We start from the raw sequence: 11931 nt of genomic DNA on the forward strand, positions 1-11931 counted from the left end.
TCTTACTCCTTGCAACCGTCCCCACACAAGCCCAGACCTGTGAGGAACCGCGTGTTGTGATAGCCGAAATCTCCTTTGCAGGAAATGAGATCACAAAGGAGCATGTAGTACGACAGGAGTTGACCTTTGCCCCCGGCGACACAATAAATTCCCATGCGCTGGAGCCGCTGCTGGAGGAGAACCGGGAGCGGCTGTTCAACCTGCGGCTGTTTCACCGGGTAACCTATGCCTATATCTGCGAGGCGGGCCAGGTGAAGGTGCAGTACGAGGTGCAGGAACGGTTTTATATATACCCTGTCCTGATTCTGGACTTTGCGGACCGAAATTTTAACGCCTGGCTGGAGAAGAAGGACTGGAGCCGCATAGACTACGGCCTGAGCCTGGTGCGGCGTAACTTCCGGGGGCGTAATGAGGAAGTGCGGGTGCGGGTGCAGCAGGGGTTTAACAAGCGCCTCGAGTTCTCTTACCGGGTGCCCAATATCAGCCGGAGACATAACATCGGTGCCGAAATAGGGGTGGCCGATTACCGTAGCCGCACTGTGAGTTATACCAACCTCAGCAACAGGCAGTACTTTTATGAGCAGGAGGAAGGGCAGGCGATCCGGCGCACGGCTTTGTCTGCCGGCCTGCTACACCGGCGGAGCGTGCAGCGGCAGGAGGGGCTACGCCTTTCATACCACCACGAGCGCATATCGGACCCGGTGGCACAGCTGAACCCGGCGTATTACCGCAATGCCACTGATGAGCGGCGTTACCTGCGGGCGGAACTTTACAAGGTGATCAATCTGCGGAACTACTTTGCCTACCCGCTTTCAGGGAGTTATTTTGAGATCGGGGCTGCACAGACTTTTTTCCTGCAGCGGGCGGGCATGCCCTTCACCACCCTGCGGGCCAAGTACGTGCACTACAGCAACCTTTCAGAAAAGTACTCCTATATGATAGGAGGGGAGACGCAACTGCGGCTGGCGCAGGAGCATGCGTTTGCCGACAACATTGCGCTTGGCTTCCGTTCCTTTGTTAGAGGCTATGAGTTATATGTGGTAGGCGGCCAGCATTATGGGCTCTTTAAGCAGGGGCTGACGCGCCGGCTGCTGGACATTGAAGGTATAAAACTTAAATTTATCCGGAACCCAAAATTTAATACCATACCTTTGTCGATGTACCTCAATGCATTTACGGATGCTGGGTACGTTTCGGACCAAACGTTCGAGGAAAGCAACCCGCTCACAAATCGCCTGCTGGTGGGGGGAGGGCTGGGCCTGCACGCTGTCACGTTTTACGACATTGTGCTGCGCCTGGAGTACACACTTAATAAAGAAGGAGACAGAGGGTTCTATTTTAGCAGTAGTTTTCCATTTTAACGCAAGCACTATGAGAATAGCCATACTCGGAAAACCTTTCAGCGATACCATTGCCCCTTTCATCCAGGTGCTCTTCGACGAGTTGCAGCGGCGGAAGGCGGAGCTTTTTCTGGTGGAGCAGTTTCAGCTGTTTCTGCAGAACACCCTTAACCTCCCTACGGGCATCCAGACCTTTGGCAGGGGCGACAAGTTGGAGGATGTGGACGTGGTGCTGAGCATTGGCGGAGACGGCACCCTGCTGGATACGGTGACCTACGTGGGGCAGCAGCAGATCCCGATCCTTGGTATCAACACGGGGAGGCTTGGCTTTCTGGCCACCATCCCCTACGAAAGCATCCATGTGGCCATCGATGCTTTATACAAGGGCCACTACACCTTAGATGACCGCGCACTGATACGGGTAGACTCCGATCAGGAGGTATTTGGGGGCATTAACTTCGGATTAAATGAGTTTAGCGTATTAAAACGCGACACCTCAGCCATGATAGTGGTGCACACGTATATAGACGGGGAATATCTGAACTCCTACTGGGCCGATGGGCTGGTGGTGGCGACGCCGACAGGTTCTACCGGTTATTCGCTTAGTTGCGGAGGGCCGTTGGTGCTACCCCAGACGAATAATTTTATCATCTCACCTGTATGCCCGCACAATTTAAATGTCCGGCCCATGATCGTGTCGGACAGGAGCGTGATATCTTTTGAGGTGGAGGGGCGCAGCAGCGGCTACCTTGCCTCCCTCGATTCCCGCTCTACCGCCGTAGACATGAATGTGCAGTTAGCTGTGCGCCGGGAAAATTTTGCGGCCCGGCTTGTTAAGCTCCACCACGTAAATTTTCTGTCCACTTTGCGCAGTAAGCTCAACTGGGGGTTAGATAAGCGGAATGATGTTCCAAAGCAATATTAAATATTTGCAATATCATTTCCGAAATTCAGTTTTATCACTATTTTTGTCTCAACTTAAGTTGGGGAGGTTGTTACCCATTGAAACGCTATATATTAGATACTTTTTCATTATGAAAAGATTTTGTACCCTTGTTCTGTTGCTTATTTTCACGATTACGCTTGCAGCAATTGATGCCGATGCGCAACGCTTTACGCAACGCAAGCGATATGGCTCCCTTGGCCTCACCTTAGGCGCCGCCAATTATTTTGGAGACATTGTGCCTGAGCCCGATTTTACGAGTTTTCGCTTCAAGTCCACCCGCCCCAACGTTGGCCTAAGCTATACATACCGTTACTTTCCGCGCGTGTCAGGGAGAGTTGCCTTTAACTGGGCGCGTATCATGGGAGACGACAGACTGAGCGCCTCCATAGACGAAGGTGAGAACGCCGGGCGTTTCAAGAGAAACCTCTCCTTCCGCAACGATATAAAAGAAGTGAGTGCCGTGGCCATTGTGGACCTGTTCGAGAACCGCAATAACTATCGCCGCCGCCCTGACTTTGTGCCCTATGCATTTGCCGGTATCGCTGTTTTCCATCATAATCCGAAGGCATACTATGAGAATGGCTCACGTGAGGGACTCAATCCTGCCAATGATATTCCGACCGGGTGGTATGAATTGCAACCATTAGGGACGGAGGGGCAGTACGCGGATGGCGGTAATGACTATCCGGAGCCGTACAAGCGTGTGCAGATTTCTATTCCATTCGGTTTGGGTGTTCGTTACAAGCTTGACAGAAACTGGGACCTGAACCTGGAGATTGGCTGGAGAAAAACATTTACAGATTACCTGGACGACGCCAGCTCTGCCTGGGCTGATAAGGCGGATATATTGAACGGTAGCGGCGAAAACCCGACTGCGGCAGTTATCCTGTCAGACAGAAGCAGTGAGACAGAGTTCGCTGCTGTTCCGGACCCAAGTGGCACCGTATATACCCATGTGCCTGGTTATGGCACATTTGCTAACAAGAAGAGAGGCAATAACTCGGATGATGACTGGTATATTACCACAGGTATAACGCTTAACTATATTTTAACACCGCGCGTCAGAAGTCCGAAGTTCAGATAATAGAACGGGCAGCGCTGCGTTGTTCAACTGAACCCCGCTTAAACTTACATGGCATTAAAGAATTTCAAAAAAGCACTCCTTATTTGTTTGACGCTACAAATAGGGAGTGTTTTTTTTAGCAGCACTTTGTTCGCACAGGGCATCGCCCCAGTTACTACTTCAGAAATAGGAATTGGAATAGGAGGAGCGAATTACAAGGGGGAAATTTCTCCGAATTACCGGTTTCTGAACAACCAGCCGGCGCTCACCGTGTTTTACCGCCGGGATATGTCCAATGCCATCACGCTTCGGGGCGGGCTGATGGGCAGCCACCGCATAGCGGAAAACAACACTTTTAGTGATGAGGTATATGCGGATGACCGTCCGTATCATACTTACCGGGAGGGAGAGATCTATCTCAGCCTTTTAGAGGTGTCCGGGGTGATGGAGTACAACTTCCTCGATTATTACGACATGAAGCAAAAGCCGCGAGTGTCGCCTTATGTATTCGTTGGCGTAGCAGGTCTTGTTTATAACATTAAACTGGAACTGCACGAGCCGCTTCTGCCTGGTGCCAACGGAGACCGCATCAAGCCTTTCGAAACGAACGTCGCGGTATCCGTGCCTTTTGGCGTGGGGGTAAAGTATGCCCTGAGCAGGCACTGGAACCTTGGTCTGGAGTTCGGGGCCCGGAAGTTGTTCACTGACAGGTTTGATTACCTGTCCGAGGATGATGAGGTGTACCTTGCGAATCCCCATGACAAAGACTGGTATTACTACAACGGCGTCAGTATTTCCTACACCTTCTACCGCACAAACTGCCCTCCTGTTTACAAGAAAAATCCCGGCCTCTTAGATTAAGTTGCAATGTTTCACAAATTTGTGATGCTTTTTGTAACTTGCGGGGAAATTGTGTTTAAATGAATCTTAGGGAGAACGTAAACTTAGGCAATTTACCCAGGCACATAGCCGTTATCATGGACGGTAACGGGCGTTGGGCGAAGCAAAGGGGTGGGCTGCGGATATTTGGCCATCAGAATGCGATCAAAGCGGTGCGTGACACGGTGGAGGGGGCGGCTGAGCTGGGTGTGGAGTACCTGACCCTATATGCATTTTCCACAGAGAACTGGTCGCGGCCAATGGAGGAAGTGTCGGCTTTGATGACGCTGCTGGTATCCACCATTCGCAAAGAAACCGCTACTCTCAACAAGAACAACATCCGGCTGCAGACAGTGGGCAATACGGACAGCTTGCCAAAAGCCTGCCAGCGCGAGCTGCTGGAGGCCATAGAGCTTACCAAACAGAACACACGCATGACGCTGGTGCTGGCGCTGAGCTACAGTGGACGCTGGGATATAACCCAGGCCATGCGCAAGCTTGCCAGAGAAGTGGAGCAGGGAAAGCTGCAACCCGATGCTATCAATGAGGCTGCCATAGCAGCGCATCTCTCGACGGCGGGCATTCCGGACCCGGAGCTGCTTATCCGCACCAGCGGCGAGCAGCGCATCAGCAATTTCCTGCTATGGCAATTAGCTTATACTGAACTTTACATCACGGAGTTGCTCTGGCCTGATTTTAGAAGAGAGCAGCTCTATGAGGCAATAATTTCTTTCCAGCGCCGCGAACGGCGTTTTGGGAAGACAAGCGAACAAATAATAAAGTGATAAAAACACTAATGACAAGATGTATCTGGGTGCTCGTTCTGCTGCTGCTGACAGCAGGTGCGGCCTCTTCTCAAGTGCTGAACAATCCTGCTCAGAATTCCCCGATTGACTACGCGCAGCCAAAGCAGTACCGCATTGGCGGCATTTCCGTTACCGGAGCGAAATTCCTGGAGCCCATAGCGCTTATATCAGTAATCGGCCTTAAAGAAGGAGACGAGATCACCGTACCGGGGGAGGACATCAGCCGCGCCATCCAGAAGCTTTGGCAACAGGGTATCCTGGGGGATGTGGAAGTGCTTGCCCGCACTGAAGGCGACCTGATTTTCCTCACCTTTGACCTGAAAGAGCGCCCGCGCCTGTCGGATTACCGTTTTTCCGGCATCAATAAAACACAGGCCGATGCCCTTCGGGAGAAAGTGCCGTTGCAGCGGGGCCGTATCGTGACGGACGCCGTGCTGAACAGCACGCGCAACGTGATCCGCAACTACTACCTTGAGAAAAGCTTCCTGAATGCCAAAATAAACATTACGCAGCGGCCGGACTCTACACTTCCCAACAGCGTGATGCTCAACATCAACGTGGATAAAGGCAACAAGGTGAAAATCGCTGAGATTGAGTTTGTCGGTAATGAAGCGTTTAAAGACAAAAAGCTGCGCAAGCAGCTCAAGAAAACAAAGGAGAAAAGATGGTACAAGTTTTTTACGTCCTCTAAATACAACCAGACGGAGTACGAGACGGATAAGCAAAACCTGATTGACTTTTACAACACAGAAGGTTACCGCGACGCCACCATTGTGTCAGACTCTGTTTACCGAATCAGCGAAGACAGGCTGGGAATCCGCATTGTGATCGACGAAGGCAAGCGCTACTACTTCCGGAACATCACCTGGGAGGGCAACTACCTGTACAAGGATGAGTACCTGGCCAGGGTGCTGGGCATTGAGAAGGGGGACGTTTACAACCAAGAGGAACTTGATAAGCGCATCAACTATAACCCGACTGGCGGGGTGGACGTGTCTGCGCTTTACCAGAACGACGGCTACCTGTTCTCCAGGATTGAGCCGGTAGAAGTGCGGGTAGAGGGCGACTCGATTGACCTGGAGATGCGTGTGACGGAAGGGCCGCAGGCCACCATCAACAAAATCACGATAACGGGCAACGACAAAACCAGCGACCATGTGATCCTGCGGGAGATACGCACGCTGCCGGGCCAGAAATATAGCCGCGACGACCTGATCAGAACAAGAAACGAACTGGCTGCCCTGGGTTATTTCGACCCCGAGACAATAGGCCTGAACCCGATTCCGAACGAGGCAGAAGGTACAGTAGATATAAATTACAGTGTGGTAGAGCGCCCGAACGACCAGATCAGCTTATCCGGTGGCTGGGGCGGTATATTGGGCCCGGTAGGTACGGTGGGGCTTACGCTGAACAACTTCTCTACCCGCAAGATGTTCGATCTTTCGGAGTGGCGGCCGGTTCCGACCGGAGACGGGCAGCGCCTGGCCCTGAACATACAGGCAAACGGCAGGCTTTACCAGTCTTACTCGCTGTCGTTTACGGAGCCCTGGCTGGGAGGCCGCAAGGCAAACTCTTTAACCGTGAGCTTATTCAAGACAGTGCGCAGGTTCTCGCTATCCACGGATGCAGATGCTGCCAGCCTGAACGTAGACGGGGCGTCTGTGAGCCTGGGAAGAAGGCTGAACTGGCCGGACAACTTCTTCTATATGAACCACTCCCTGTCCTATAACCGCTACAACCTAAACGAATACCAGATTGCCCCGGGCTACAGCGATGGAGTATCAAACAGTATCTCTTTCACAAACACCTTGGGGCGCTCGAGCATCGATAACCCGACATTCCCGAGAAGAGGTTCATCGTTTACGCTAAGCCTGAACATGACGCCGCCTTACTCACTGCTGTCTGACCGGAAAGACAAGTTTGAGTATATAGAATTCAACAAATGGATGTTTGATGCCTCCTACTTCATAAATCTGGCAGGGAATTTGGTATTGAACACCCGGGCGCACTTTGGTTTCCTGGGAACCTACAGCAACGAAAGTTCTGTTGGCCCATTTGAACGATTTAAACTGGGCGGTACCGGTTTGGGAGGCGGAAACTTCTTTGTCGGGACTGAATACATCGGCCTGCGCGGCTATGAGGAAGGCGATGTTGTGAGTTCAACTGAATCTTACCTGGGCCAGGCGGGCGGTATTGCTTACAACAAGTTTGTGTTGGAAGCCCGGCAGCTGATTTCTCCAAACCCGGCCGCCACTATATATGGCCTTGCGTTTGTGGAGGCAGGAAACAACTTTGGCTCGTACGACCAGTACAACCCATTCAAACTGTACCGCTCTGCGGGTGTTGGTGCGAGGATATTTATGTCTGCGTTTGGCTTGCTCGGGTTTGACTATGCCTGGAGACTAGACACGCTGCCAGGCGGCCTGGATGACAAGCGGGGTATGTTTCACTTCGTGATCGGGCAGCAGATACGTTAACGGGAAGGAATTTGTATGAGGAAGTTTTTGTTCATCTTTGTAGCAGGCTTTTTGCTGGCATCTGTTTCGCATGCTCAGAAGATTGGCTATATTGACTCAAACTTCATCCTGAGCAAAATGCCGGACTTCAATAAAGTGCAGCAGGAGATGGATACCTATGCTACTGCATGGCAAAAGGAAATTGAGCTGTTGCAGCAGGAGTCGGATAAACTGAAACAGGATTTCAGGGCCGAGGAGGTGCTGCTGACAGAGCAGATGAAGAAAAAGCGGCAGGCTGAGATAACCAAAAAAGACGCTGAACTGCGTGATTATCAGCAGAAGGTGTTTGGGTATGAAGGCATGATGTTTAAGCGCCGGCAGGAGCTGATGCGCCCGATACAGGACGAAGTTTTCGAAGCTGTCGAGAAAGTGTCCAAAGCGAGAGGCGTCCAGATCATGTTCGATAAGTCTGGCGACCTGGTGATGATTTACACTAACCCGGTGCATGACTATACAGAATACGTGCTGGAAGCGCTGGGGCTGGCCTCGGAGCGGCAGAACCAGCAGGGGCAGACGCCTGCCGACAGCGCGGTGGACGCTCCGGACAATCTACCGGATGTAGGCGCGGAAGAACAACAGCAGGAAAGCCAGCCTGTGCCGCAGCAGCCTGCAAGATCAACCAGAAAGAAGTCTAACAACTAAACCTAACATAATTATTAATCGACCAACCAATGATGAACAAGATTAAAACATTAGTAGCAGCGTTCTTACTGATCAGCTTTGCGACCTTCGCTCAGAGCAACGACCAGCCGCTTAAGATTGGTTATACAAATGTAGAGTACATTCTGCTGCAAATGCCTGAGAGCAAGCAAATCGAATCTGAGCTTAAGACACACAGCACCCAGCTTGAGGCTCAGCTGAAAACGAAATATGCCGATTACGAGGCGAAGCTGCAGGCATACGAGAAAGGCGCCGCTACCATGGATAAAGTAGTGCGTGACGACAAAGAGAAAGAGCTGATGAACCTGAACAACTCTATCCAGGAGTTTCAGCGTAGCGCGCAGGCGTCATTGCAGCAAAAGGAGAAGTCTCTGGTAGACCCTGTGATCGCTAAAATCGACAAGGCGATCAAAGAGGTGCGCGTAGAGAACGGCTATACGTACATCATCAGCAACCAGGCGCTGCTTGCCGGACCTGAGGATGGCGATATCTCCCCGATTGTTTTAAAGAAACTTGGTGTAGACCCAGCCAAGGCACAGCAGACACCTGAGCCTGCTGCCTCGAAGCCAGCTGCCACTACAACGCCTGCAAAAACAACCACAAAGAAGAAGAACAAATAAGCTTACATTCTTTATGTAGTAAGGGAAAGCCGATGTGTATACTTCGGCTTTCTTTTTTGTACCCTTATATACCCTATATCATTGGCATATTATATTGAACCGGAAGAAAGCGCAGAGGATTCCGATGAGCTGTATGAGCACCACCGGATAGTGGTGGACAATGGGCAGGCACTGCTGCGCCTCGACAAGTTCCTGATGGACCGCCTGCCCAACGTGACGCGCAACAAACTGCAGGGCGCCATCCGGTCAGAGTCGGTGCAGGTGAACCACAAGCCTGCGAAAGTCAGCTATAAAGTGAAGCCGCAGGACATCATCACCATTACGTTGGCTGAGCCTCCGCGCGACACAGATGTAGTGCCGGAGGATATACCGCTGGATATTATATATGAGGATGAGGAGTTGCTGCTGGTGAATAAGTTGGCAGGTATGGTGGTGCACCCTGCCTACAATAATTGGACCGGCACACTTGTGAATGCGCTCACATATTACCTCCGGAACCTGCCGACTAGCCGCAACGGAGAGGGCAGGCCGGGCCTGGTGCACCGCATTGACAAAGATACGTCCGGGTTGTTGGTCATAGCCAAAACCGACTACAGCATGGCGTACCTGGCGAAGCAGTTTTTTGACCATACCATCGAGCGCACGTATTACGCGCTGGTGTGGGGCGTGCCGAAGGAGCCGCAGGGCACCATTACAGGGCACGTAGGGCGCAGCGTGAAAGACAGGAAGGTGATGACCGTCTATCCGGACGGCTCGTATGGCAAGCACGCTGTAACACATTATAAGGTCCTGCGCAGCTTTAAACATGTGTCGTTGGTGCAGTGCAACCTGGAGACGGGCCGCACGCACCAGATACGTGCGCATATGAAATATATCGGTCACCCGCTTTTTTCGGATGCAACGTACGGCGGTGATAAGATTCTGAGCGGTACCTCGAGCGGCTCTTACAAGTCCTTTGTTGAGAATGCCTTTAAACTGATGCCGCGCCAAGCGCTGCACGCGAAGTCGCTGGGATTTAAGCATCCTGCTACCAAGCAGCATCTGCAGTTTGATTCTGAGCTGCCCGAAGACTTCGCCGCTGTTTTAGCAAAGTGGGAGCTATATGAAGAGCAGTAACCTAAAAGGATATACCTTCTGTTTGATGTTGTTATGGATTTTTCTTGAGCGTGGCCTTTCTGAGAAAGGAATGCCCACTATCCTGTCAGGGATAAACCCATATATAATTTCAGGGTGCCTTAACTTCCCCCATATATAGCTTCATCCGTTCGCATTTGAAGTGAGCGGTTCTCTTTACTGTGGCGATGGAAGAAAGTATATAGGAACTGGTATAAGCTGAAGGAGATACTTCCAAAAGGCATATAAGCAAAAAGCCTGCTCCAGATGGAGCAGGCTTTTTGCTTATGTAAAAGCAGCTACTTATTTCTTCTTAGCTGTTTTGTTGATCTCATTCAAAGCGGCTGTTGCCTGTGGGTTTGCTGGATCCAGGGTCTTAACTTCCTGCCAGTACTTCACGGCGTTGTCTCTTTCACCTTTCAGGTAGTAGTAGTAACCAAGGTATGAGTTTGCCTCAATCAGGTCCGGCTTGTACTTGTCCTTCTCTGCACCGGCTATCTTGATAAACTCCTCATAATGTGGTTTTGCCAACCCTTCTGTGGTTTCAGGGTCCTGGCTCGCCTGCGCACGGGCTCTCCAAAGGTGGCCGTAAGCATAAGTCGGGTTCGCCTCCGTTACCTTGGCATAAGTTTCATCCGCCTTCTTGAAATGGGCATTGGCTGCCTGCGCATCGCCTGCTGCTGCTTTCTCTTCACCGGCCATCATATAGATGTTACCCATGTAATAGTAGTCAGCGTTGCTTGGCTCTACGTTGGTACGCTTGCGGTCATATACTTCGATAGCCTTGTCGTACTGGTTATTCTGTGCATACGCATTTGCCAGTTCAGAATAAAGCTCTACGTTTGCCTGGTTCATCTGCAGGGCTTTCTCCAGGTTTTCGATGGCTTTGGCTGGCTGCTTGTTCTTGTTCAGAATGCGGCCGTAGTATTCGTAGTCTTCCGCAATAAGCTTGGTAGAGTCCACCTTCTGCATATACGACTCCATCGCCTGAAGCGCCTTGTCCGGCTGGCCTAGCTCTAAGTAAGAGTACGCTCTCAAACGGTTCATTACCGTATTGTCCGGTTGCTGCTGCAGCACTTGCTCTGCTACCTGCAGGGTCTTGTCGTAGTTCTTTGTCAGGAACAGGAAAGAGGCATACTTGGCCTTGGTCTCAGGAGTATCCTCAGCCATATCTACATACTTCTGGAAGGTAGATAAAGCTTTGTCATACTGGCCGGCAAAGTAGTAGAGCTCACCTAAGTCGCTGTAAGCCGGCGCGAAGTTAGGATCGATTTCGATGGCTTTCAGAAATGCCTGCTCTGCCTCGTTGTAGTTACGCGAGCTGGTATAGAGCTGGCCTCTTTTGTAGTAGGCAAGCGGGTTTTGATCATTGAGCTGTATTGCCCTGTCGTAGCTCGACATGGCCTCTCCACCTTTTTTCAGTTTCAGGTAAGCATCACCTAAAATGACGTTAGCTAAAGCGTTTTTGCTATCCCGCTCCAGCGACTGCTTCAGGTAGTCAATCCCCTTGTTGATTTCCGCATCCGTCGCATTCGGTGCATTCACATAGGCCTCGCCTATCATGGCCAGCACAAACGGATCTTTTTTGCCTCTGCCGTTTAAGGCTTCTTCAAAACTCTTCTCCGCTTTCGCTTTGTCGCCCTGAATCAGCGCAAGTTTGCCGAGGCCGACATGGTTGATGTAAGACCGCTTATTCTGAGCTATTCCCTGATTAAAATAATATGCGGCTGAGTCTGGCTTATCAGTACGCAGATAGATATCACCTAAAGTGAAATAAGCATTGTCCGCATCTTTGCTGCCAAGCTGCTTCTTGTAAATTGATTTCGCTTCCTCGTAACGCTCCAGGTCAACAGCTCTTCTGCCAGCGTCTCCCCCTGATTGCGCGAAAGCTGCTGTAGCAGGGAAGGCCGCCGCCATAAGGGCAATATACTTCCAATTATTTGTCATCAGTATTTAAGTTTAGTTGTTTATAAGTTAGATTCTACGCG

At 51.1% G+C, this 11931-nt stretch carries 10 protein-coding genes; 9 read left to right on the forward strand and 1 reads right to left on the reverse strand.

Going from position 1 to position 11931, the window contains the following annotated elements:
* Positions 1-56: 56 nt before the first annotated feature.
* The 9 genes from ABD920_RS04105 (at position 57) to ABD920_RS04145 (ending at position 9946) form a co-directional block, all read left to right on the forward strand.
* Complete coding sequence (locus ABD920_RS04105; RefSeq protein ID WP_345156985.1) at positions 57-1361, forward strand: BamA/TamA family outer membrane protein; 1305 nt, start codon at positions 57-59, stop codon at positions 1359-1361.
* A gap of 10 nt (positions 1362-1371) precedes the next feature.
* Complete coding sequence (locus ABD920_RS04110; protein ID WP_345156986.1) at positions 1372-2265, forward strand: NAD kinase; 894 nt, start codon at positions 1372-1374, stop codon at positions 2263-2265.
* Positions 2266-2374: 109 nt separating this feature from the next.
* Complete coding sequence (locus tag ABD920_RS04115; protein ID WP_345156988.1) at positions 2375-3370, forward strand: DUF6089 family protein; 996 nt, start codon at positions 2375-2377, stop codon at positions 3368-3370.
* 87 nt (positions 3371-3457) lie between these two features.
* Positions 3458-4210: a type IX secretion system protein PorG gene (porG, locus tag ABD920_RS04120; protein ID WP_345156989.1), complete on the forward strand. Its 753-nt coding sequence runs from the start codon at positions 3458-3460 to the stop codon at positions 4208-4210.
* A gap of 59 nt (positions 4211-4269) precedes the next feature.
* Complete coding sequence (uppS, locus tag ABD920_RS04125) at positions 4270-5013, forward strand: undecaprenyl pyrophosphate synthase (protein WP_345156991.1); 744 nt, start codon at positions 4270-4272, stop codon at positions 5011-5013.
* A gap of 11 nt (positions 5014-5024) precedes the next feature.
* On the forward strand, positions 5025-7511 hold the full coding sequence (gene bamA / locus ABD920_RS04130; RefSeq protein WP_345156992.1) for an outer membrane protein assembly factor BamA: 2487 nt from the start codon (positions 5025-5027) through the stop codon (positions 7509-7511).
* A 15-nt stretch (positions 7512-7526) separates the two neighbouring features.
* Positions 7527-8192, forward strand: coding sequence for an OmpH/Skp family outer membrane protein (locus tag ABD920_RS04135; RefSeq protein WP_345156993.1), 666 nt, complete (start codon positions 7527-7529; stop codon positions 8190-8192).
* 29 nt (positions 8193-8221) lie between these two features.
* Positions 8222-8830, forward strand: coding sequence for an OmpH/Skp family outer membrane protein (locus ABD920_RS04140; protein ID WP_345156995.1), 609 nt, complete (start codon positions 8222-8224; stop codon positions 8828-8830).
* A gap of 81 nt (positions 8831-8911) precedes the next feature.
* The gene (locus ABD920_RS04145; protein ID WP_345156997.1) at positions 8912-9946 is read left to right on the forward strand and encodes an RluA family pseudouridine synthase; all 1035 of its coding nucleotides are present in this window, start codon (positions 8912-8914) and stop codon (positions 9944-9946) included.
* 300 nt (positions 9947-10246) lie between these two features.
* On the opposite strand, the gene ABD920_RS04150 is transcribed toward ABD920_RS04145, so the two are convergent.
* Positions 10247-11890 carry a tetratricopeptide repeat protein gene (locus ABD920_RS04150; RefSeq protein WP_345156998.1) on the reverse strand — a complete coding sequence of 548 codons (1644 nt, stop codon included), beginning with the start codon at positions 11888-11890 and terminating at the stop codon, positions 10247-10249.
* Positions 11891-11931: the final 41 nt, after the last annotated feature.

Origin of the sequence: Pontibacter saemangeumensis (genome assembly GCF_039541895.1) — a bacterium.
In the GTDB taxonomy this organism is placed as follows: domain Bacteria; phylum Bacteroidota; class Bacteroidia; order Cytophagales; family Hymenobacteraceae; genus Pontibacter; species Pontibacter saemangeumensis.

Bases quoted from the DNA above. Each gene is read 5' to 3' on its own strand.
- ABD920_RS04140 (WP_345156995.1), top strand. From the start codon at position 8,222: ATGATGAACAAGATTAAAACATTAGTAGCAGCGTTCTTACTGATCAGC.
- ABD920_RS04135 (WP_345156993.1), top strand. From the start codon at position 7,527: ATGAGGAAGTTTTTGTTCATCTTTGTAGCAGGCTTTTTGCTGGCATCT.
- ABD920_RS04110 (WP_345156986.1), top strand. From the start codon at position 1,372: ATGAGAATAGCCATACTCGGAAAACCTTTCAGCGATACCATTGCCCCT.
- ABD920_RS04150 (WP_345156998.1), bottom strand. From the start codon at position 11,890: ATGACAAATAATTGGAAGTATATTGCCCTTATGGCGGCGGCCTTCCCT.
- uppS (WP_345156991.1), top strand. From the start codon at position 4,270: ATGAATCTTAGGGAGAACGTAAACTTAGGCAATTTACCCAGGCACATA.
- ABD920_RS04115 (WP_345156988.1), top strand. From the start codon at position 2,375: ATGAAAAGATTTTGTACCCTTGTTCTGTTGCTTATTTTCACGATTACG.
- bamA (WP_345156992.1), top strand. From the start codon at position 5,025: ATGACAAGATGTATCTGGGTGCTCGTTCTGCTGCTGCTGACAGCAGGT.